General features: G+C 48.9%; 20 protein-coding genes. 3 read left to right on the forward strand and 17 right to left on the reverse strand.

The features are described 5' to 3' along the window. Nucleotides 1-134 precede the first annotated feature (134 nt). The 6 genes from G3255_RS12455 to G3255_RS12480 form a co-directional block, all read right to left on the reverse strand. Entirely contained in the window at nucleotides 135-668 is a 534-nt protein-coding gene (locus G3255_RS12455) for a divergent PAP2 family protein (RefSeq protein ID WP_211654752.1), read from the reverse strand. Between the two features lie 137 nt (nucleotides 669-805). Next, nucleotides 806-2,836, reverse strand: coding sequence for a S8 family serine peptidase (locus tag G3255_RS12460; RefSeq protein ID WP_211654753.1), 2,031 nt, complete (start codon nucleotides 2,834-2,836; stop codon nucleotides 806-808). Between the two features lie 258 nt (nucleotides 2,837-3,094). Beyond that, complete coding sequence (locus G3255_RS12465; protein WP_211654754.1) at nucleotides 3,095-4,768, reverse strand: glycerol-3-phosphate dehydrogenase/oxidase; 1,674 nt, start codon at nucleotides 4,766-4,768, stop codon at nucleotides 3,095-3,097. A 137-nt stretch (nucleotides 4,769-4,905) separates the two neighbouring features. After that, nucleotides 4,906-6,408, reverse strand: a complete 1,503-nt coding sequence (gene glpK / locus G3255_RS12470) for a glycerol kinase GlpK (RefSeq protein WP_211654755.1) — start codon at nucleotides 6,406-6,408, stop codon at nucleotides 4,906-4,908. Between the two features lie 22 nt (nucleotides 6,409-6,430). After that, entirely contained in the window at nucleotides 6,431-7,261 is an 831-nt protein-coding gene (locus tag G3255_RS12475; RefSeq protein WP_211654756.1) for an MIP/aquaporin family protein, read from the reverse strand. A 318-nt stretch (nucleotides 7,262-7,579) separates the two neighbouring features. After that, nucleotides 7,580-8,125 (reverse strand): glycerol-3-phosphate responsive antiterminator, encoded by a 546-nt coding sequence (locus G3255_RS12480; protein ID WP_058383237.1) that lies wholly within the window; start codon nucleotides 8,123-8,125, stop codon nucleotides 7,580-7,582. A gap of 141 nt (nucleotides 8,126-8,266) precedes the next feature. Between G3255_RS12480 and G3255_RS12485 the strand changes: the two genes are divergently transcribed. Continuing rightward, nucleotides 8,267-8,977, forward strand: coding sequence for an MBL fold metallo-hydrolase (locus G3255_RS12485; RefSeq protein WP_211654757.1), 711 nt, complete (start codon nucleotides 8,267-8,269; stop codon nucleotides 8,975-8,977). Between the two features lie 10 nt (nucleotides 8,978-8,987). Here G3255_RS12485 and G3255_RS12490 read toward each other — a convergent pair whose 3' ends face one another. Genes G3255_RS12490 through G3255_RS12500 form a run of 3 tightly spaced genes read right to left on the reverse strand, consistent with a single transcriptional unit; the run spans nucleotide 8,988 to nucleotide 10,518 of the window. Further along, nucleotides 8,988-9,545: a GNAT family N-acetyltransferase gene (locus tag G3255_RS12490; protein WP_211654758.1), complete on the reverse strand. Its 558-nt coding sequence runs from the start codon at nucleotides 9,543-9,545 to the stop codon at nucleotides 8,988-8,990. Between the two features lie 25 nt (nucleotides 9,546-9,570). Beyond that, entirely contained in the window at nucleotides 9,571-10,212 is a 642-nt protein-coding gene (locus tag G3255_RS12495; RefSeq protein ID WP_211654759.1) for a flavin reductase family protein, read from the reverse strand. Nucleotides 10,213-10,230: 18 nt separating this feature from the next. Continuing rightward, the gene (locus tag G3255_RS12500) at nucleotides 10,231-10,518 is read right to left on the reverse strand and encodes a hypothetical protein (RefSeq protein WP_211654760.1); all 288 of its coding nucleotides are present in this window, start codon (nucleotides 10,516-10,518) and stop codon (nucleotides 10,231-10,233) included. A 291-nt stretch (nucleotides 10,519-10,809) separates the two neighbouring features. Here G3255_RS12500 and G3255_RS12505 point away from each other — a divergent pair, with 291 nt between their 5' ends. Then, nucleotides 10,810-11,982 (forward strand): DUF2157 domain-containing protein, encoded by a 1,173-nt coding sequence (locus G3255_RS12505; protein ID WP_211654761.1) that lies wholly within the window; start codon nucleotides 10,810-10,812, stop codon nucleotides 11,980-11,982. Beyond that, nucleotides 11,979-12,425 carry a GDYXXLXY domain-containing protein gene (locus G3255_RS12510; RefSeq protein WP_211654762.1) on the forward strand — a complete coding sequence of 149 codons (447 nt, stop codon included), beginning with the start codon at nucleotides 11,979-11,981 and terminating at the stop codon, nucleotides 12,423-12,425. The genes G3255_RS12505 and G3255_RS12510 overlap by 4 nt, the downstream gene beginning before the upstream one ends. An 87-nt stretch (nucleotides 12,426-12,512) precedes the next feature. Here the strand turns inward: G3255_RS12510 and G3255_RS12515 are convergent, their stop codons facing one another. The 8 genes from G3255_RS12515 to G3255_RS12550 all read right to left on the reverse strand — a co-directional run bounded on the left by G3255_RS12515 (nucleotide 12,513) and on the right by G3255_RS12550 (nucleotide 22,052). Next, nucleotides 12,513-13,691, reverse strand: coding sequence for a glycosyltransferase family 4 protein (locus tag G3255_RS12515; RefSeq protein WP_211654763.1), 1,179 nt, complete (start codon nucleotides 13,689-13,691; stop codon nucleotides 12,513-12,515). 16 nt (nucleotides 13,692-13,707) lie between these two features. Beyond that, nucleotides 13,708-14,790, reverse strand: coding sequence for a hypothetical protein (locus G3255_RS12520; RefSeq protein WP_211654764.1), 1,083 nt, complete (start codon nucleotides 14,788-14,790; stop codon nucleotides 13,708-13,710). A gap of 46 nt (nucleotides 14,791-14,836) precedes the next feature. Next, nucleotides 14,837-16,015: a glycosyltransferase family 4 protein gene (locus G3255_RS12525; protein WP_211654765.1), complete on the reverse strand. Its 1,179-nt coding sequence runs from the start codon at nucleotides 16,013-16,015 to the stop codon at nucleotides 14,837-14,839. Between the two features lie 15 nt (nucleotides 16,016-16,030). Further along, nucleotides 16,031-16,651 (reverse strand): sugar transferase, encoded by a 621-nt coding sequence (locus G3255_RS12530; RefSeq protein WP_211654766.1) that lies wholly within the window; start codon nucleotides 16,649-16,651, stop codon nucleotides 16,031-16,033. 14 nt (nucleotides 16,652-16,665) lie between these two features. Further along, nucleotides 16,666-17,844 (reverse strand): UDP binding domain-containing protein, encoded by a 1,179-nt coding sequence (locus G3255_RS12535; RefSeq protein ID WP_211654767.1) that lies wholly within the window; start codon nucleotides 17,842-17,844, stop codon nucleotides 16,666-16,668. After that, the gene (locus G3255_RS12540) at nucleotides 17,844-19,127 is read right to left on the reverse strand and encodes a glycosyltransferase family protein (protein ID WP_211654768.1); all 1,284 of its coding nucleotides are present in this window, start codon (nucleotides 19,125-19,127) and stop codon (nucleotides 17,844-17,846) included. Before G3255_RS12540 ends, G3255_RS12535 begins: the two co-directional genes overlap by 1 nt. A gap of 18 nt (nucleotides 19,128-19,145) precedes the next feature. Beyond that, on the reverse strand, nucleotides 19,146-20,660 hold the full coding sequence (murJ, locus tag G3255_RS12545) for a murein biosynthesis integral membrane protein MurJ (RefSeq protein ID WP_211654769.1): 1,515 nt from the start codon (nucleotides 20,658-20,660) through the stop codon (nucleotides 19,146-19,148). 384 nt (nucleotides 20,661-21,044) lie between these two features. After that, entirely contained in the window at nucleotides 21,045-22,052 is a 1,008-nt protein-coding gene (locus G3255_RS12550) for a GNAT family N-acetyltransferase (protein ID WP_211654770.1), read from the reverse strand. Nucleotides 22,053-22,183 lie beyond the last annotated feature (131 nt).

Genomic DNA, 22,183 nt, shown 5'->3' on the forward strand with positions numbered 1-22,183 from the left:
ACTTCTAGGCTAACCGATTTGTCTATCCTCGTAACCCCTTTATCGACAGTCTTCATCAATACTTAACAAACTTTACATTCTATTTTCAGCGCAAAGAAAAAAACCGCTGTATCAGCGGTTTCAGTGGTTTTTCTTTATCTGTAATCTGCACGGGTCATGCGCCCGTTATATGGCAACCGTTTTTGCTGCTCCAAATCACGTTCGCGGTTCTCGATCTTCGCGGCAACGATGCCGAGCAAGGTGCCGAATGCAGCTCCTGCGGCTACTTCGATCGGCTGATGACCGAGCAGTTCTTTTAACTCTTTATCGCGCTCCACAAATTCAAAACTCGGGAACTCTCCCGAAATTTTTGTAAAGCTGTCCTCGAGGTCATTGACCAAACGCGCGATTTCGCCTGTGTGGCGGCGTATGCCTTGCGCATCATACATGACGATGGCTCCGAATACGACTGCGAGTGCGGTTTCTGTATGGCGTGCGCCTTTATTGGAAGCGACGTATGCAGCGAGTGCCGATACACCTGCTGAGTGGGAGCTTGGCATGCCGCCAGTCGTAAATGCTTGCTGCCAATCCCATTTCCCTGCCACCACTTTATGCGTGACGATTTTTAATCCTTGTGCGATGCCGATCGCCCCGAGTGACGTGATCATTCCGCGGTTCATCTTTCTCATCTTTTCATCCTCCAATATAGTAGCTGCTGCGGCTTATTCTGTCCGTTAACTTCCTTTACCCTGAAATCCCTGAAGGTATGTAAAGGAAAGAAGGAAATATTTTTAGAGGAAAGAGTCAGAAAAATCCGAGCCATTGATTATTTTAATTGTAGGTCGATCTCAAACTTCACATCAGGTGTAACGGCGCCTTTACTGCCGAAGATTGTATACGCCGGATATGAAGAAAGTAAGCTTTTCGTTGAAGGTGGAATCGAGTTTGCGGCAGTCAAGAGAATCGGGGCGTCTGCTTTAGCTGCAAGGACTGCCCCCGCTAATGCGTCAGGGAAATTCGCACCGGTCGCAATATAAGCTTTCTGTTTCCCCATGGGTAAGCCCTGGTTAATCAATTTGCCAGTGTCAAAGCGATTGGCTCCACCATAGCGTGTGGCTCCAGGCAATTGCGCCATGACGGCATTGCTGATAGCCCCTGTGCCACCAGTGACGATTGTTGCGCCTTTACCGGACAGCGCCGCTTTTGTTTCTGCAGGCAATGTGCCACTGCGCGTCAGCAAAATCGGGATGCCATGTTTCGCTGCGTAAGGCGATACAGAGAGAACATCCGGGAAGTTCTGGCCATTGGAGACCACTGCCCGGTCACTCGTGATTCTTTTTGCAATCATGGCTGCTGTTTCATAGCGAGTTTTGCCGCCGATACGATCGACTTCATTGACCAGCTGCCTCACTTGAGTTTCAACCGTTGCCGAAAGTGCACCTTTGCTGCCAAGAAGTATGGCTTTTTCAGGTTTTAAACGGCGGATTTCAGCGACAGTAGCCGGATGGAGATGATCCCCTTTTGTCAGCAAGATCGGGGCGTTTTCCTGATAGGCGAGCGGCCCGCCCGCCAAGGCATCAGGAAAGTCATTCCCTGTAGCGATGATAACCGTCGAAGCAGAGCTCCAACCTGCCTTGGAGATGGCCGCCGCTGTTTCGTAGCGTGTTGCACCGGACAAACGGTTTGACCAATGGCTGGCGTCCAACGTCAATGCACGATCGATATTCAAGCGGCCGTGTCCGTAATACACGTCTTTTCCAGCAGCGCCAAGGTCTTTCGCAGTCAGCATCAAGCGCCCGGCGATATCGGTATTGCTGAGTTTTGGCTCATTCGCTTTCAATAGAGCCGCAGCACCGGAAACGATCGGTGTGGACATAGATGTTCCATCCAATCCGCCAAATGACTCACCTGGAAAGATGGAAAAAACGTTGGATCCCGGCGCCGCAATATCGATGGTTTTTCCGAAATTAGAAAAATCGGAGTGCTGGTCGGCGGCATCGGTCGAAGCTACCGACATTACATTTTGATAGGCCGCCGGATAATAAGGGGAACTAATGCCATCGTTGCCGGCTGCCGCCACGACAAGAACGTTTTTGGAATGCGCATACTGCACAGCTTCTCTCAAGAGATTTGTGTCTGAATAAGCAACCAGGCTCATATTGATGATGTCCGCCCCACTATCTACCGCGTAGTATACGCCAGCAGCAACATCTGAGATAAACCCATCTTCGCCGTCGAACACATCGATCGGCAGGATGCTCGTCGAGGGCGCCACACCGACTCCAAATAATTCATTGTTCATATTTCCCGCAATAAGCCCTGCTACATGGGTCCCGTGAATTTCTACACTGACACTGCCAGATTTTCCGGTGATTACGTTAAAAGGGGACAAAACCCTTCCAGACAAATCGGGATGCGCCAAGTCAAATCCATCATCAATCACCGCCACAAGCACATCAGCTTTTCCGGTCGTCTTGTCCCAGGCAGCTTCGGAACCGATGAGCCGATGATGGTATTGATATCCTGCATAAAACGGGTCGCTCGGTATCGCGGCCAGCTCCACACGCCCGTCGGGTTCTGCATACTCAACATCACCTTGACTAGAAAGCTCTGTGATAAACGATTCCACACTCTGCCCTGCCGGCACTTCAAGTGTGACGATTTGCGCGTTGCCTGTTTCCGCTGTCTCGACCTGCTGCGCGGCAGCTTTGTTTTTTAATGCGCCGTCATCTCGCAGTTTGACAATGACACGGTCCACCGGCTTGTCTGTTGCGGCTTGGGCTTGTCCAGCCGTTCCGATACCTACCAGAGAAAGGGCTAAGGTTATAGCCGCCAATGCTGTAGTTGTCTGTTTCATGGTCATTCTCCTCACATCCCGTAGTCTTCCACTCTTTATTTTCTGATAATTCAAATAGTTATTTACAAAAATTATACGACCTTTCAGGACAAATGCCTAGACAATGTAAAAATTCTTTTGAATTTAGATAAAAATGGATATTATTCTCTATCCTCTGAAACCCCCGACTTAGCACTATAGGCACAATTTTTATTATTTTAATCAAAAAAACAGCTTCTCGTCAAATGAATGACAAGAAGCTGTCGAAACTATTGATGCTTATTTACTTAATTCGGATTGAGGAGTCGGAATAACGGCTTCGTGGAGAAGGATTTCCAGCTCTTCCACATAACGCTCTTTCTGTTGAGTTGTCCAGTTGAAGACGCCTGCCATATAATCGGCAGCGGCTTCCTTATGGGCATGCACCCAATGGATATCAAAATACAGTGCGCCTGTACGGCGGATGAAGAAATCAACCGGTTTGCAAACTGCTTCCGATTCGATACCGTATTGCAGCATTGCATAGACGAGCGGATCGAGATTATGCGATGCGGCATCAGCCAAACCGTCTGTATAATGACTCAGCACATGGTCGACGTTCGCGCCATAGCGATTGACAAGCATTTCCATCGCATCTTCGGTGAGCCCAAACTCGGCCGCCCGTTTCAAGCGATCGGTTTTGAATTCCTTGAATCCTTTAGAACCGCCGACTTCTCCGCCGGAAAGCGCCATTTTCTTCGTCGATACTTTCTTGAAAGAAGTACCATATTCCTCTTGAAGCTGTTTGGTGACCAAGTCCATGATGCTCTCGCCCATTTTACGGTAGCCGGTGAGCTTGCCGCCCGCGATTGAAATCAAGCCAGAATCCGATACGAAGATTTCGTCTTTACGGGAAATCTCGGATGGGTCTTTGCCTTCTTCGTGGATCAGCGGACGCAATCCTGCCCAGCTCGATTCGATATCAGCCGCTGTAATCGAGACGTCCGGGAACATGAAGTTAACGGCTTCGAGAACGTAGTCACGGTCTTCTGTTGTCATCGTCGGGTGCGCGATATCTTGTTTGTATACCGTATCAGTTGTGCCGACATAAACTTTGCCTTGGCGCGGGATGGCGAATGCCATGCGGCCGTCCGGCATGTCAAAATAGATGGCCTGTTTGAGCGGGAAGCGCGACTGGTCAAATACCAAGTGAATCCCTTTTGTCAGCTGCAACGTTTTGCCTTTTTTCGATTTGTCTTCTTCGCGCAATGTATCGACCCAAGGGCCTGCCGCATTGACGATTTTCTTCGCAAATATTTCGTGGATCGAGCCGTCAAGCTGGTCTTCTGCTACGACGCCGACCACTTTGCCGTTGTCGTAAAGGAAGCCTTTCACTTTCACGTAGTTCATTGCCAGCGTGCCTTTTTCAACAGCTTTTTTCATGACTTCCATCGTCAAGCGCGCATCGTCTGTCTTGTATTCGACATAATAACCTGCACCTTTGAGTCCCTGTTGTTTCACAAGCGGCTCGCGGCGGATTGCTTCATCACGCGAAAACATGCGGCGGCGTTCACTTCTTTTGACGCCTGCCAGGAAATCGTAGACGCGCAAGCCGACGTTTGTGCTGAGTGGCCCGAATGTGCCGCCTTTGTGGAATGGCAGCATCATCCATTCAGGTGTCGTGACGTGCGGCCCGTTTTCATAAACGATTTCGCGTTCTTTGCCGACTTCTGCAACCATCTTCACTTCAAATTGTTTCAAATAACGCAAACCACCGTGCACGAGTTTCGTTGAACGGCTTGAAGTCCCTGCTGCAAAATCCTGCATTTCCATGACTCCTGCACGGACGCCGCGTGCTGCAGCATCGAGCGCGATTCCCGCTCCTGTGATCCCGCCCCCGATGATCAATACATCAAGTGGCGCTTGTTTCATTTGTCCATAAGTTTTTGTGCGTTCTAGGCTTGAGAATTTCATTCTTAACCGACTCCTTTTCCAATATATTCCATATTAAAAAGAGAGACCTGTACACAGCCGCAGAGTTATATCTGCTGTCCTGGCATGGTCTCTCTTCGTCTCCGGCCATTTATCTCTCGTGTGATTAACTTGTAAGTTTAGTTGACGGGCTTGAATGTGCGAGTTGCGGCTACCGCATTTTGCCAGCCTGTATACAGTCGCTCGCTTGTTTCGTCGGACATTTCCGGCTCGTAAGTTTTATCCAACTGCCATTGTGCGGCAATCTCGTCTTTGTCTTTCCAGAATCCAGTAGCCAGTCCTGCCAAGTAAGCAGCCCCAATCGCCGTCGTTTCTTGAATGCGTGGGCGTTCAACAGGTACGTGAAGCAAATCCGATTGGAACTGCATCAGCATATCGTTGCCGACTGCGCCGCCATCAACGCGCAAAGTCTTCAATTCAATCCCTGCATCTTCTATCATAACATCTACAACGTCTTTTGTCTGATATGCGAGCGCCTCAAGTGTCGCACGAATGAAATGTGCTTTTGTCGTGCCGCGCGTCAAGCCGAATACAGCGCCTCTCGCATCGGTATCCCAATAAGGCGTACCGAGGCCGACAAATGCCGGCACCATATAGACGCCATCTGTCGATTCCACTTGTTTTGCAAAATCTTCGCTCTCAGGTGCCGTCTCGATAACCTGCAGCCCGTCGCGCAGCCACTGGATTGCAGAACCTGCCACGAAAATACTGCCTTCGAGAGCATACTCAACTTTTCCATCAACACCCCAAGCAAGTGTCGTTAACAAGCCATGTTCGGATTCGACTGCTTTCTCGCCAGTGTTCATCAGCATGAAACATCCAGTTCCGTAAGTGTTTTTCGCCATGCCTTTTTCAAAGCATGCTTGGCCGAATAAGGCTGCCTGCTGGTCGCCGGCGATCCCTGCAATCGGCACTTCATGTCCGAAGAAATGATAATTAATAGTATGTGCATAAATTTCAGATGACTGGCGTACTTCCGGCAGCATGCTCTTCGGCACTGTCAGGATGTCGAGCAGTTCATCGTCCCACTCAAGATCGTGGATATTGTACATGAGCGTACGGGATGCATTGCTGTAATCAGTGATGTGCGTCGAACCGCCTGATAAACGGTAGACGAGCCATGTGTCGATGGTGCCGAACATCAAATCGCCATTGTCCGCTTTTTCTCTCGCGCCTTCGACATTGTCAAGGATCCATTTCACTTTCGTGCCGGAGAAGTACGCGTCGATCAAAAGGCCGGTTTTTTTGCGGAATGTATCGTTCAATCCCTGGTCTTTCAATTCGTTGCAAATGCCGTCCGTTTGGCGCGATTGCCAAACAATCGCTTTATAGATCGGCTTGCCTGTATTGCGATCCCATACAACAGTTGTCTCACGCTGGTTGGTGATCCCGATACCCGAAATTTCAGAGGGATCGACGTCTGTTTTGCGCAAAACTTCTGCGATACACGCCAGGACGGAAGTCCAAATTTCATTGGCGTCGTGCTCGACCCAACCCGGTTTCGGGAAAAATTGCTGGAACTCCTGCTGGCCCGTACCAACAATCTCGCCTGCATGGTTCAACAGGACCGCCCGTGAACTGGTTGTTCCTTGGTCGATCGATAAAATATATTTTTTACTCACTGGAATCTCCTCCGCTAACTTATTAAATGGTTTTTTCTTTCAATTGCTTGGCCTTCGCTCGACCATTTTTCAATTCTACACTGGCTGTACCGATAAATACCAGGACAAGCACTAAACTTAATGCGAAGAATGGCAAACCGTAATCTCCAGTGAACAAGGCTTTGTAGAAAACTGCCCCGTAAATCCCCCCGAAAGCCGGGCCGACAATCGGCACCCAAGCGTAGCTCCAGTCAGACTTTCCTTTTCCTGGAATCGGCAGCAACGCGTGTGCGATACGCGGCCCTAAATCACGAGCAGGGTTGATTGCGTATCCTGTTGTGCCGCCAAGCGACATGCCAATCGCGATGATGAGCGCGCCGACGATCAACGGGTTCAAGCCTTCCGTAAAATCATTGGCGCCGATGAACAACAGACCCATGACCAAAACGAAAGTCCCGACGATTTCACTGATCAAGTTGGAAAACGGGCGGCGGATAGCCGGAATTGTTGCAAAAACGCCAAGCTTTGTTTCCGCTTCTTTCGTTCTTGCCCAGTGAGGAAGATAGTTGAAGAAGACGATGACGGCACCGATGATGGCACCCAGAATTTGTGCGGTTATATAAACCGGCACCTGTGACCATGGAAGTTCACCGACAGATGCAAAACCTAAAGTGACTGCCGGATTCAAATGCGCTCCCGAGAAATTCCCGACTGCGTAAACGCCCATTGTTACCGCGAGCCCCCACGCAATCGTGATGACGATCCATCCTCCGTTCTCCGCTTTTGAGTCTTTCAACGTTACGCCTGCTACGACACCAGCACCAAAAATGATAAGGATCATCGTACCGATCAATTCTGCTAAAAATATTGTCATTTTCCATACACCCCTTTTTCAGATCCTCCGCTTTTATCGAACCTGCCGAATGACAAGGCACGCTGTCCAACAGAATCTCCATGTATAATCAAAAACCGGCCACAAAAAAATCCGCACTGAACGAAGGCCCAATAGACTGGGCCTTGTCCGATGCGGATCTCTTTTCTCCTGCACGGTCCTTAACTTGTAAAATCAATTTAGCAGTTTTTGAAAACGCTGTCAACAATTAATTCGGGCTTGTTTAGGAGTACTGGAAACTGAAAAAATCGGCACGCCTTCTTTGTGAAGAACGATCGCAGATGGACGGGCTTTACAGAATCACGTATCCCATAGTTCTGCCTGGGATGTTGAAACGGCTTCTGCCCCGCCTTGGTAGGCAAGTTCGATATCTTCTCTTGTGCGGATCAAGCCGCCTGCAATGATGGGAATGCCGGTACGTTCGTGCACTTCTTTGATGATCGACGGGATGAGCCCCGGCAACAACTCGATGTAATCAGGTTTTACTTGATCGATCAAGCTCAAATTATGTTCAAGCGCATGGCTGTCGAGCAGGAACAATCGCTGGATCGTTGTCAATTTATTTTTCTTTGCAAGAGCGATGACATTGCTTCTTGTTGAGACGATGCCGTCCGGTTTCACTTCCCGGACCAAATACTCAATGCCGTAAGCGTCCGTCTTCAAGCCTTGAATCAAATCGGCATGCAAGATGACTTTCTTGCCAGCTTTCTTGGCAGCAGCGACAAGCGGCTTGAGCTGGGCGAGCCGGACTTCCAGAAAAATGATGGTTTCCTGGTCACTGGCAAGCAGCCGTTCAAATTCCTTCAGGTTGCGCATGACAGGCACTACGCCTTTTAACTTAACCAACACTTTTTCCTCCTCAGTTAAAAACAATCTACGGACATTATGCGCCAGCTTTGTTTCCTGCACAACTATTTGCCCCCCAGCTTCATTTCATCGGCCGATTGCGCTAAAATGACAGTAATCATCCAAAAGGAGTTGGCGGTTATGCGGGTCAAGAAAGTGCAGAATGTCTATCAATTGGCTTTTATGCCTAGAGTATTTCCGGTGAATTGTTATTTGGTCGAAGAACAGGAAGGCTTGACGCTTGTCGATTGCGCTTTGGGATTCGCGGCAAGGGATATCGCGCTGGCGGCAAAAACCATCGGCAAACCAATTACAGAAATCGCGCTGACGCATGCCCATATCGATCACGTCGGTGCACTCGATGCTTTGAAAAAACAGTTTCCCTCGGCACAAGTTTCGATCTCGGAAAGGGAAGCAAAAATTCTCTCGGGGGACAAAAGTGCTTCGCCTGAAGATGCAGGCAAACCCGTCAAGGGCGGAATCCCGAAAAATATCCAGACAATACCCGATCGGCTGCTGCAAGAAGGCGACCGAGTCGGCTCACTTGAAGTCGTCCTATCTCCTGGGCATTCCCCAGGATCCATTTCCTTTTTCGATAGACGCACCGGCGTCCTCCTCGCAGGAGATGCTTTTCAGACATGTGGAGGCACTGCAGTTTCTGGCACTTTCAAGCCGCTGTTCCCGTTTCCAGCCCTGGCGACATGGGACAAGCAAACAGCACTCAACAGCGCTAAAAAGTTGACTTTACTGCACCCAAGCTTTCTCGCCGTCGGTCACGGCAAGATGCTCGACCACCCGATGCGCTTCATGGAACAAGCCATCCGCGATGCCGAACAAAAATTAAAACCCTAGCCGAAAATGGCTAGGGTTTTTTTCGTTCCAGTTGCTGGCGCCCGACGCGCATAAACCACACCGGCCGTGTAATTTCTGAAACTTCCTCTACTCGCCGGATAATTTCAAACCCGACCTTTTCGTAGGCACGAATCGCCGGCTTGTTGCGGATATCGGGATCGGTGACGCAGCAAGTCAAGGAACCGTCGCGAAACACCACTTCTTCCAAAAAGCGCCGGATGATCGCTTGGCCGAAGCCTTTGCCGCGATAGGCAGGCGCGCCGATGAGAATATCCAGGCCAGCTGCTCGCTGTAATTCCTCAAATTGTTCACTGCCTGGATAATCGCTCCAGCGAAATGTCTGGATATATCCAATTGGTTGCTCCAGGTAATAGATGAGATACGGCTTTGTCGGATCCCGTCCTTTGATGCTGCCGACGAATTCGCGCACGAACTCCCCGTAAGTGCCATTATAGCTATAGCCCCAAAACCGGTTGATCTGCGGCTCTTTCGTGATCCATTCATAAAGCTGCGGCAAATGTTCCCGACGCAAACGTTCGAATCTGAGATTTTCAAGCTGTAAGGCCATGAAACATCCCTCCTCTTGGGCGCGGCTACTCCCGGTCTTTATCTACCGGTGTCCGCAAATATTCCTCCAATTGCTCATTCGGCAGTGAAAACATTGATTCTACAGGCGAATAATTTCCGGCAAGCCGTCCAATCGGTGCAAGTTTTTTCGTATCGATTCTTCCCTTGTCATATAATTCATCGTCGATATGGAAGCGCAGCACTTTGCCGATGACGAGATGATCGTCGCCAAGCGGAATGACCTGCACCAATTCACATTCCATGCTGACGGGCGATTCTTTTACGCACGGTACTGAAACCACTTCAGATGAGACAGGCGTCAATCCAACATAAGCGAATTCATCGACATCCGGCGCGACATGCTCGCCACTTTTCGCCATTTCATTCGCGAGTGGTGCCGAAACGATGTTGACGACAAACTCGCCCCGCTCCCGGATATTCGTGAGAGTGTCTTTTACTGTCCCCATTCTTGCTTCGACCCCTTCACCTATCGAAAAGATCACCATCGGCGGATTGCGCGAAGCGACCGTAAAAAAACTGAAAGGCGCCAAATTCAACTCGCCGCCGGACGATACAGACGATACCCAAGCAATCGGCCGAGGCAACACACTGCCAATCAGCAATTTATAATTTTCCTTGCTCGTTTGTTGTGCAGGATCGATGATCAAAAATATCCACTCCCTTTTCTATTCCTCCGAACCGTTATGCCTCGCATGATCGATCGATTTCTGAAGCACATAGCCGAACAATGAGATTCCCGCCAAATACGGCAGGATCATCATGCCGAAACCGGTCCCGAACTCTTCCATAGTTCCCGTAGCTTGAAGATACAGCCCCCAAGCTATGTAAAGTACATACCCGACTGTCACGAAACCAAGCCAGATATACCGTTTCAGCCACCATGGCAATAATAGCGGCGCCAGCACAAATACTCCCAACTGGATATGGCCCATCCATTCGTATACAAACTCCACCTCTTTCACTCACCCCTTACAAAATCATGAACCTAAACTGTCATTGCCAATATACAGTGTCTTTGTAATTTATAGATGTATTTTAACTTTCGCTACAAAACAGCTTTAACCCTCTTTCAATGAGTTTTTTCCTATACTTACATTAGATATATCCATCCAACAACACTCCGTTTGAAATCAATTAATACACAAGCTGAAATAATAAAAAAGACCTATACAACTAGGCACGCTTTCTGTCATTTCTGACAATATAGGTTTATAATACAGTTAATAATTAGGGAGGTGTCCTATATGGAATGGGAACGCAAGCTCGCCCAGTGGCGTGCTGAAGGGCTCATCGATCAAGAGACAGCTGAGCGCATCCAAGCGTTTGAAACCCGACAGCCGAAAAAACGCAAACTGCCTCTTTTGCTCATCATTGGCTTGATCTTTTTCGCGCTCGCTGTCTTCAGTTTTATTGCCGCGAACTGGCAAGCTATACCGGCTATCGCGAAAGTCGGCATGGTCGTATCGCTCATGTGGATTTTCTATGTACTCGCGTATTTCTCCGAGAAAAAACATTTTGGCCATCCCGTCATTTTCCGCATACTCGGATATGTGATGTTCGGGGCAAGTTTAATCGTCACCGGCCAAACTTTTCATCTCGGAACCGGTTCCAGCATTGTGCCATGGGCCTTGTTCATTGCCGCTATTGCACATTTCTTCATCTGGCGCCACTCCGCCTTTACAGTATTGGCGTTCATTAGCGGGATCACCATCCTGACCTCGGCAGCTCCTGGCATCGGCTTGATCGAATGGCTTCTGTTCATTGCCGTCACGCTCGCTTGGTTCTTCCTGAGCAAAGATGGAACGACGATGATCTTCAGCTGGCTGTTATTGCTCGGTTCTGGTTTTCTTGTGTGGAGCATATGGGATATCGACAGCCCGCTTGTGCCGATCTGGACCTTGTTTGCGCTAGTGTTGCTCGTGCTGCTGATCCCAAAAGACAAGCAGAAGCTATTAAGCCCGCTTTATCTGATCATTGGCGGGATCCAGCTCATCGTCTTCCTGGCGATCCGCGGGGAAAGCGATATGGCTTTCGCCGAGTTGTCCCTGCCTGAATCAATCGCCCTTGCAGCAGCGGGAGCCCTAGTGATCGCAGTCGCTTACTTCCGCGAACGCCATTTGATGTGGCTTGGCACGCTCGGGCTTGTCGGCTTCATGCTCTTCGATGAAACGGCCATTGCCCTGGCCATCGTTGCAGAATTGACCGCGCTCGCCTATTTGATCATCGCCCAGCGCCAAGACCAGCCGCTCGCTTTGGGCTTCGCTTATTTCATCGTCGTCCAATTTGTCATCTATGTCATCTATGCGTGGGAACGGCTCGACATGTCGCTGTTCTTCCTGATCGGCGCCATCCTGCTGTTCGTGCTGTCAGGCATCGCCTGGTGGCTTAACCGCAAGAAAGAAGGTGCAGTGACATGAAGAAATGGCTAATGCCTGCCTTACAGACTGTCTTCGTCGCATTGCTCGTCGTCAGCTTCTACGCCACTTCCTGGTTCGGCGATCAATACTTATTGCGTGCTGAACCATTCGACCCGTTCGATCCATTCTATGGTGAATACGTCATGCTGCAATATCCGGACCTCGACGCGCCTGCCGGAATTCGCGATGGCGCCGTCTACTTCACCTTGACCACAGGCGAAGATGGCTACGCCGTCATCGACCGCATCGAAGAGCGCCCGTTCTTCGGCGCTATCAACGGCAGCAAATACGACCGCCGTGTTGTCGCGCCACAGCTTGAAAACTTTTACGTCGAGCAAGGCCGAGGCCCTGAACTTGAAGAAGCAGTCGACCTCGAAGTTACCATTGACGTGGCGCCTTGGGGTTCCATCCGCCCAGTCAGCATCGCCCCAAGACAAGAATGAGTCATAAACAAAACCCGGCATGCTTATGCCGGGTTTTCGTTTGGCTTAAGTTTTGCAATCAGGAAACTGATGAAGTGCAAGCCGATTTCACTGCGCTTCGCCGAGCACACTCGATCGTTCCAGCAGGCAGCTTCGGTAATATTGATCCATCTCTTCCCACAAAGTTTCATTGCTGAAATTGTGGCGTACCCATTCCTGGCCTGCAGCCCCCATGGCTTCACGCAATCCAGGATCGCTGATCAACTTATCCAGTTTCCCCATGACATCTGCATGGCTGTCGGGATCGACCAAATAGCCGGTTTCCCCGTCCACCAAGGTATCGCGCGCGCCCGTGACGTCCGCAGCAATGACCGGCATTCCCGTCAGCGCCGCTTCCGCAGACACATTGCCGAACCCTTCACGCTTTGTCAGGAATAAAAACAAATCCATTAAATAATAAAACGGTACCGGGTCCAATTGGTAATCCTCGTGGACGATATACGGATGATCCGTGATCGTCTTGCGTGTCCACTCAGAAACTGCATCTGCCGATTCGTAATTGCCGACGATGAGCAGCCGCAAATGCGGATGCTGCGCGTGCAGCTCGGTAAAAGCACGCACCGTTTCGTCGATGCCCTTGTCTTTTGTGATCCGCCCCATCGACCCGAGTACAAGTTCGTCGCCGGTCCATCCATATGCTTGGCGCTTTTTCTCCACACGCCCTTGCATATCGTCATCCAGTTCAAAACGCTGCAGATCAAAGCCGTTGACGCTGCCATGACCGAGAATCTTGATTTTATCAGCGGGTGCAATGCCAAGAGCGACAATCTGGCGTTTTAGGCTCGGCGATACCGCAAGCAGGTGGGTCGACGATGCAGCGGCGATTTTCTCTGCCATCAACAGGATTTGACGCTTGATCCCTCCGGTTGTCTCGAGGCGCAACCCCAGCACATTATAGATGCGAACAGGCACCCTGCAGAAATAAGCGGCAAGTGACACAATCAGCCCCGCTTTTGGCGTTCCGGCATTGACGATATCCGGCTTTTCGGAGCGAATGACGCGTATGCAGGCAAACAACGACTTCAGGTCTTGTTTCAAGGCAATTTCACGTTCCATATTGACGTGCAGCACCTTCACGCCTTCTTCTTGTTCAAAGATTTCTGCGTAACTGCCTTTTGAACTCAAAGCTTTCACCTCATAGCCGCGCATTTCCAATGTCTTTAATTGCCCCTTCACCAGTTGTAGGCTTTGGGCAATGGTCATGGCGTACAATACTTTCGCTGACATGATGGACCGCTCCCTTTCAGGCCCCTCGCACCGCTGGGGCAGGTGCAATCGGGCTGCCGATTTGTTCCAATAATTCCGCCGCATAATGGGTAGCGTTATTCTTTTTCACCGAGAATACTTTCTCGCTGCCCCGGATCAATTTCGTCAAGATTTCACGTTCATTGGCAAGTGCTTGGTCGATACTCAGTTCGGGATTGAAAAATTCATAGGCCGTGAGAAGCGGCGAGCGGAGATAGTTAAAAATATAGCGATTTAAGTTCATTATTTTTTGCAAAGACTCTATTTCAGCCGTTTCTCTAACTAGATTGTCTCCTCTCTCAAGAATGGCGATATGCGTGACTTTATTTATTCCAGAAAGATGAATATGGCTGAGATATTCAGCCATCTCTTTTTGATGTGCGCCTCTATTATTGAAATAGCTGCCGATCGATGACAGTCTATTGATTACATGCGAAGATTTGGACTTCCCGGTAAGGTCCTTTGCAGAATAATCTCTGAAACTATTGGTCCACGGGACAGAATGGATCGCATTTCCGTCTGTGATAGCCATATCTTCCGCAATAAATTCTGCGCCATACTGCATACATGCGGTCATGCAACTAAGGGTTTTTCCCGTATTGGAAGGCGCAAAAACTGTCACTGTAGAATTATCTTTTTTGAACGCAGAACAATGGATGGGCGCGTACCCTTTTTTCAATAGCAATAAAGTGGCCAAATCAGTCATAATATAAGGTATGGAGTGAAGGTTCATGATCCGGTGAATGATAAGTTTATAATAAGCGTGGTTAACGGTGATTTTCGGCTCGTCCGTTAAAAATCCTTCTGCCCGAATACGCATGCTGCCTATCCCTGCATAATTGCGTGTGTAATAGATTTTATCCGCGCCAGGCATGCCGCTGAAATAATGATATTTCCCCATCCCTTCGTGTTCGGCATCATCATTGAATTCCTTCAGCTCGACCTGCATGCGGACCACGCAGCGTTCGTATTGTTCCATGGTGCCTTCGGGGATATTATGCCCGTAAGACCATCCGAATTTTTTGATGTTTGTTTTGACTCCAAGGACCCCTGGAGATGCAATATAATAATGTGTTTTCAAATGAAACTCCCCTTTGTTTGTGATTTCCCCCGCATGGCCGGATCCCCTAGTTTAATTCGCCTGCTGGCACCAGTGATTCGCCGAGGCAGGTTTTATAAAAACTGTCCAGTTCTTTCCATAGCATCTCGTTGCTGAAATTGGCACTCGCCCATTCACGCCCGGCTTCCCCAAACCGAATGCGCAAACTGTCAGAGGCGATCAGCCTATCGATCGTTTCCGTGATTTCCTGCAAGTTTTCAGGATCTACCAGCAAACCGGTCTTTTCATCGATTATCGTATTTCGCGCACCCGTGACATCGGAGGCGACGACCGGTAGCCCGCACAAGGCTGCTTCAATGGACACATTGCCAAAACCTTCACGTTTCGTCAGGAAGACGAAAATGTCCATTAAATGGTAGTACGCTACCGGATCAGCAACAAACCCTGTTTTAATGATTTTTGGATTGCTCTCGATTTCCTGCTTTACGCTTTCTTCCACCGGATCGTCGTCTTCGTAATCGCCAACAATCAGCAAGCGCAGCTTTCCGTTTTTTTGGCTAAGCAGTTTAAAAGTCGCGACCAGTTCATTGACTCCCTTGTCTTTGGTCAACCTACCGACAAACCCAAGAACGATATCGTCTTTGCTGAATTTATAAAGATCACGCAGTTTAATTGCGGCTGCCTCAATTTCAGGGCTAGATTGGAATTTCGCTACATCAAATCCGTCGCCGCTGCCTTTGCCGAGGACGGTGATTTTTTCTTCAGCGACGATGCCGAATTCAATCGCCCGCTCCTTCAAACTGTCGGATACCGCCAAACAATGGGTTGCGGAAGAAGCGGCGATTTTTTCCATATTCAATAACAAATTGCGCTTCCACCCTACTGTTGTCTCCATTCTCAACCCCCGCATCGTGTAAACCCTGACAGGCACATGGCAAATACGCGCCGCCACGGTTACAATGAGCCCCGCTTTCGGCGTGCTGGCATTGACGACTTGCGGCCGCTCCCGGCGAAATAATGCAATGCAGCGGGCAAGCGATTGCAGATCATGGAGCGGCGAGATGCCCCTATCCATCGGCAATTCAAGCATTTCCACTTGTTCGCTTGATTGAAACTCTTCGAATCCGGGACCTTTGGAACTCAGTGCTTTCGGTTCGAATCCACGGCCTTTCAAATAGCGCAATTGGCCATCCATAAAGCTCAAACTTTCTGAAATGGTTACGGCGTGAATCACTTTCGTCGTCATGGCACTAACCTCCGCTCAGTTTTTTCCGTAGATTTCCTCGGTCCGAAACACCTTGACCACCGTCTGCATTAAGATATACAAATCGAGCCGCAAGCTTTTGCGATTGATGTAGTCGATATCGATATCAATTTTTTCATCCCAACTTAAACTATTGCGGCCGCTGACTTGCGCGAGGCCCGTGACACCTGGTTTCACCGTCAGCCGCTGCTTCTGGTAGTCGTTATAATTATCGGTCTGGTCGGTGACGGTCGGGCGTGGGCCAATGAATGACATATCGCCTTTAACGATGTTGATCAGCTGGGGCAATTCATCGATGCTAGTTTTCCGGAGAATATTGCCGACCTTGGTAATGCTTGGGTCGCCGTCAAACGGCGTGCTGTGGTCATGCTTGTTATCTCGCCCATGCTCCATCGTCCGGAATTTGTAGATAGTGAAATGGCGCCCATAAAGCCCGCCTCGCTGCTGGGTAAACATGGCCGGCCCTTTAGACTCGAGGCGAATCAATATGGCGACTGCCAGCAATAATGGCGATAAGCCCAATAACATCAAAGCGGCGGTTACAGCTTCAATAAATCTCACCACCGCATCCCATCGCTTCGGCTGCTTTTTTTCTTCACTGAAGTCTCCAATTATCATGGGCTGACCCCTCCTCACATTCTCCATAATGTCACCTTCTCCGGCTTCTCATCCCGTTCGAGTGTACTTTTGACATCAAAGACATAACCTTCATTGCCTTCAAGCAAGGGCTCGAATAACTTCCACCCTGCTCTCCGGTAAACTTCGTGCGGCACCGCGAGTATGACCGAAACCGCCGGAAGCAGTTCCGCATGCCGCGTCAAGAAAATGCCTCCCGTACATTCTGCCTCCGCTTGTTCAAGTTGGGCATCCGCAACCTGGACATCCACGCCGTATTCCTGAAGCTCTGAGACGAGTTCCAGCACTCCGGCTTCCGGCGCGCTATTTGTTTCGTCTTGTTTCGCGATGCCTAGCACCGTAATGCGTGCTTCATGGATGACGACTTCGTTTTGAATCAACTTCTTAATGATCCGCTGCGCTACTTGCCGCCCTTTCTGCTCGCCCTTGCACCAGATATGGCCCATCCCATATCTCAGCACAGATCGGTCACCGAGGAGATCAGGTTCAAATTTGATAAATTCCCGCTTCGTATTGGCTGTTTCCAACACATCATGCGTGTCGATTCCCTGCTGGTTCAAGCTCATTGCCACTTCATTCATCAATGCGATATTCACTTCTCTCTGGGCGATTTCAAGCAATTGTGCAGCTTCAGCGACACGGATTGACTTTGCTTTGTAAATGCCCCCATCATGGATCGGGGTGAATAGATCGGCAAGATAATCGATGACTGGGCCGCTTTGGCCAGCGATTACTTTGCGACTTTTCCCCTGCTTGCGTTGTGCTTCACTGCTTTGCCACCTAGAAGGCGCAAACCCAACGAAGAATTCCTTCCCGGCGATAAAACCGGAATGCTGCTCGAGCAGGGGGATACAGATTTCTTCTGTGGTGCCCGGATAAACCGGTGCTTCGAAAATGAGCACCGATCCTTTTTTCATATGCATTCCGACAATTCGGCACAAGTCCGAAAGCGCGTCCAATTTATACGCTGGACGCTTCGAACCAGTCATCAGGAGGATGCCGGCGTCTGCCAGTTCACTAGCTTGATCGGTAAAAACAATGCCATTTTCGTCAAATTCCGCTTTTTTGGAACGATCCGGATCGAATACGATGACTGGATAAACGGTGCCGAATGCTTTGGCTGCCAACAAACTTGTTTCGCCGGCCCCGATTATCGCGATTTTCAAGTTTTCCATCATGAGCCCACCTTCTCCCCCTTCTTGCCTGGCCATTTCATTTTGGTGAATTCCACCAATTGCTTGCTATTCGCTGCGGCGTAAGACAGTAATAATAGCGGGATGATCTTATTGCGGTGGCGCATCGCCGTACCGGCACTTTGCGTCCCGTATGAGTAGATGAAAACGGTCATCCCGATTACTAGCAAGATGAATATTTTTGTCCGGACCGGCATTTCGCTCCGATAGAGCCCGTACAATGTCGCACCGATCAGGAATAAGTAAACGCTCGAATCAAACAGGAAACTGATCATATCTGCACCTCCCCGCCAATCGAGCGGAAGTGGGGAAAACAGGAAGTAGAACATTTTAAGCGGCGCGACGAGCAGTGCTGCTATACCGGACAAACCACTGAAGCTTGCCAAATAAACCGAACCGCCCTCAGCGAAAATTTCATAATCGACCGTCCCGCCTTCTTCCGTAACGAATTTACTTAAGAAGACGTCGGCATTTTGAAAAACGATAAACAAGATCCCTCCGACAAATAACAGATAGATAAGCGGCGTGGATATTTTCCTGCCCATCTTCGCGCGCTCCAGCCAGACGAATGATGCGATATAGACGAGAAGCAATCCGATCATGCCGGTATGGAACATCATTGCCAGAATCGACAACACCACTGCCCAGCCGAATTGCAGGAACGACCTCTCGCCGATCCAGCGCAGGAAATAATAAAGCGAAACGGTCGTGAAGAAAATGATCAGCGCTTCCCGGAGCAGGATGCTCGACATGAAAATGCTGTTCGGCATCAGCGTGAAGATGAGCAAGGCGATAAAGCTTAATTTCTTCTCGATTTGCAGATAGTTCAATGATTTGAAAAGGAATACGGCCGAGAATACCCAACAAGCGATGTTGAGGAATTGCGAGTAAGCCCGCTGATCTCCAATCATGTAGTAGAGGCCTGATAAAAATGGCACATAAACCGTATGGGTCTGGTCGAGCGGGTATTGCCCATTCGCCACCAAAACCGATACTTCATGGAAATACTCCGTATCCGTTCCACTCGAGAAAATCCCGATCGACGGAACATACAAATCGATAAATAAAACGGCTACCCGCACCGCGAACCCGGCAAATATGATGAACAGCCATTCATTCTTCAAATTGCGGTATAGATATAAGGAAATGGCAATGATCCCGGTAAAGACAAGGAGCATTGCATATCCATCACCTGGCGGAAGAAAATCTTTGATCAAAAATGTTGCGAGAATCTGTATGGCAAAAAATCCTAGTACATAAATCATGAACCTCCCCCCTTTCTTTCAACGTCTGGCCAATGCCATCAACCGGGCTTTGTAATACGCCATATCGCTTAATTGCAGCATCCACAGCATACTGGCATACACCAATACGCCCGTTAAGACGCCGATGGATAATGCCGGTATATCGCCCATCGCCAGCAAGGAAAACGTAAAGGCCGTTTTGGCCGAAATGCCCATGACGATTGCAGCCAGAATGCCTTTCACCAAATCGGCCATCAGCTTCCTGCTGTTGAGCGAACCGATTTTCCGGACGAGAGATGCATATAGAAGGACCGTACTGACGATTGCCGCAATACTGGTCGCAAGCGCCAGGCCGTTCAGCCCCATGACACGCGATAACACCAAGTTCAATGCGACGTTCAAAAACATGGCGCCGAATGCGTTGATCATGGGCGTTCGCGAATCTTCCAATGAATAAAATACTTTCGCCAGTACTTCCCGCAAGCCAAACCCCAGCAGGCCAAGCGCGTAAAAGAACATCAAACCAGCAGTCATCTCAATTTCGAACTCATCGAACTCTCCTCTGCCAAACATCAACTCTGTAATCTGCCTAGAAAAAACCATCATCCCGACCGCCGCTGGAATAACGATGACCGATACTGTCGTAACAACCTTTCCTACCACGTTCTTAAGTTCCCCTATCTCTTTTCTTGCAGCTAATTTTGAAATTTTTGGAAACATGACTTTAACTATGGCTAGCACAAATATCGCTTGGACAAAAAAGACCAGCCTATGTGCATAAGTTAAGGCAGAGATTCCACCCTCTGTAATCTGTGAAGCGATTGTCCTGTCCACCAAAACATTTATTTGATCAGCTGATACCCCGATGATTACCGGAATGGCAAGAACCATCATGTTTTTCAAATCCCGATCTTTAAAGTCGAGTATCCATCGGTGCCGGTAACCACTTTTCTTAATAGCGGGAACCATGCTTAAAAATTGGACAACAACCGCAACTACAGTCCCTATTGCCAGTACATACAGCCCAAGCCAGGAGCTGATTGCAATGGTGGCAATCAATACGATATTCAGGGGTAATCCGCTTAATTCTGTTGTAAGAAAACGATTTTTCACTTCCAAGTAGCTTGTGAAAATAAAAATTAATGCGGTGAAATATAACGTGACTGAAATAATGCGGGTAAATATTACGGCTATGCGCAAAGTTTCACCTTCAAAACCAAATGCAAACAATTTCACGATTGGCGTAGTGAAGCACATAATCAGGAATACCAAGATGGTTGTTAGCAACATCACTGCATTGGTAACATTTACAGTGAATTTTTCTGCCGGCTCACTGCCACGCTCCTTAAAAATTTTCGTGTAAACAGGAATATAACTGGCCGCAATGCCCATGCCGATGAATGCGAAGATGACAGTGGAGATATTGGTGGAAATTAAATAAGCATCTGTAAGGCCATTGGCTCCGTAAAAATAGGCAAGGAATATATCGCGTGAAAATCCCATAACCTTCGTTACAACAACTATGAACATGATGGAGATAACGGTTTTTTCCATAGTTTCAACCTCTTTTGCGTTCATTCTGGAAGCAAGGATCCCCTCCCGAAACTCTGATGCAGTTGATCATGGTCCTGCGATCTATTTGCTGCGGCTTTCCTCCTTACATCTGGCACAGACCGAATCTTGTTGTTGTTAATCCTAGTCGGCAGAGGTTAAAAGAGGGTTAAACTGTTTACGCCTTATAAAAAAACTTTGTGCGGCACGTCCAGGCAACTTCATCGTGTAGCCAGCGGCAGAGGCTCAGCACACAAGCTTCATCAAGAAAAAACGGATAACTCCTCATGTCCGGCTGCACGTTTCATGTGAATTTTCTCCATCACTATCGAAGCAATTAAAAACACCCGCCAAAACGCGGCGGGCGCTTGCTGACTTTTTTCAATTTCATACACTGCTCAATTGCTTGCAGGCATTTGCACGGTAAGCCGGGAAAAAAGAATCTTCCGGATTGGCTCCCGACTTCTTGCACAGCTCTTCGTAAATTTTATCGTTCCATATTTTTTGCCCGGTATAGAAGCGATAGCCTGTATGCTGGCCGAACTTCTTCTTGAACTTGTACAAGGGATCTTCCTCGTCATTCGTACGCCCGCCACCTGCATGGATCAATTTGACACCATTTTCTTTTCCCCACCGCACGGCACCATATTGCAAGACATAAATCGGCGACAATTGATGGAATTTCTGGATAGTGCCCGATAAATGCGTATGCATAATGCCGTCATACAAAAAGTGCAGCTCTGCGGCGATCACTTGCCCTTCATAAATGGCTTCTGCCAAAATAATTTTGTCCGCGAATTTCAGCAGGCAGCTATCGAAATAAGTATCATCAAAGAAATAATAGGAATCGGCATGAACCCGGCTCATCGTTTCATGATAGATTTCCTTGAAACGGCGAAGGTTGCTAGGTGCTACGGTGATACGGGACGTGACACCTGCGTTCAGGGAACGGCGCAAGGTTTTTCTGGCGGATTTTGAAAACTCTGCTGAAACCGGATCATCGAATCCTTCAAGTGTCGTGCCCACGGTTTCACGCTGGTACTGGATGTCGTAGCAATTCGAGAAGTCGCGGGCATTGTCGAAGATTGGATGGAAGCGGATAAATTCGCTGACGATGCGTTGGCTTTTGCAGTATTCTCGGAATGCTTGTTCAAAAGCAGCAACCAAATCGGATTGGCATCCTGCAGCACAGTTCATGATCCGCGGCCCTCCGTAGCCGTATGGGGTAATGGCATCGAACCATTTCTCGCCATGAATCAGCATTGGGATTTCACGTTTGATAAACAGATGCCTAATTTCACCGTGTACGCTCCGGAACAAGAATTCTTGGCATACACCGTGCTCCATCTTTTCGTAAAGCTTGCCGTACGCTTTTTCAAAAAATAGGTCATTCAATGGATACACTTCCTTTCATCATGCGCCGCTTGGAGGCGGCTCGTTTTCACAGGCTTTTTGCTACGGGAAGCAGAAGCTTTGATTCCGAATGGCTACTTGAACCAGAACAAGTTATCTTCCTTGGCGTTGGC

Source organism: Planococcus sp. MSAK28401 (assembly GCF_018283455.1).
GTDB classification, from domain to species: Bacteria; Bacillota; Bacilli; order Bacillales_A; family Planococcaceae; genus Planococcus; species Planococcus alpniumensis.

Coding starts and splice junctions, on each gene's coding strand:
- G3255_RS12535 (WP_211654767.1), bottom strand. CDS start 17,844: ATGGAAAACTTGAAAATCGCGATAATCGGGGCCGGCGAAACAAGTTTG.
- G3255_RS12530 (WP_211654766.1), bottom strand. CDS start 16,651: ATGATAATTGGAGACTTCAGTGAAGAAAAAAAGCAGCCGAAGCGATGG.
- G3255_RS12510 (WP_211654762.1), top strand. CDS start 11,979: ATGAAGAAATGGCTAATGCCTGCCTTACAGACTGTCTTCGTCGCATTG.
- G3255_RS12540 (WP_211654768.1), bottom strand. CDS start 19,127: ATGATTTATGTACTAGGATTTTTTGCCATACAGATTCTCGCAACATTT.
- G3255_RS12505 (WP_211654761.1), top strand. CDS start 10,810: ATGGAATGGGAACGCAAGCTCGCCCAGTGGCGTGCTGAAGGGCTCATC.
- G3255_RS12490 (WP_211654758.1), bottom strand. CDS start 9,545: ATGGCCTTACAGCTTGAAAATCTCAGATTCGAACGTTTGCGTCGGGAA.
- G3255_RS12460 (WP_211654753.1), bottom strand. CDS start 2,836: ATGAAACAGACAACTACAGCATTGGCGGCTATAACCTTAGCCCTTTCT.
- G3255_RS12485 (WP_211654757.1), top strand. CDS start 8,267: ATGCGGGTCAAGAAAGTGCAGAATGTCTATCAATTGGCTTTTATGCCT.
- G3255_RS12525 (WP_211654765.1), bottom strand. CDS start 16,015: ATGACGACGAAAGTGATTCACGCCGTAACCATTTCAGAAAGTTTGAGC.
- murJ (WP_211654769.1), bottom strand. CDS start 20,660: ATGGAAAAAACCGTTATCTCCATCATGTTCATAGTTGTTGTAACGAAG.
- G3255_RS12455 (WP_211654752.1), bottom strand. CDS start 668: ATGAGAAAGATGAACCGCGGAATGATCACGTCACTCGGGGCGATCGGC.
- G3255_RS12515 (WP_211654763.1), bottom strand. CDS start 13,691: ATGTCAGCGAAAGTATTGTACGCCATGACCATTGCCCAAAGCCTACAA.
- G3255_RS12465 (WP_211654754.1), bottom strand. CDS start 4,768: ATGAAATTCTCAAGCCTAGAACGCACAAAAACTTATGGACAAATGAAA.
- G3255_RS12475 (WP_211654756.1), bottom strand. CDS start 7,261: ATGACAATATTTTTAGCAGAATTGATCGGTACGATGATCCTTATCATT.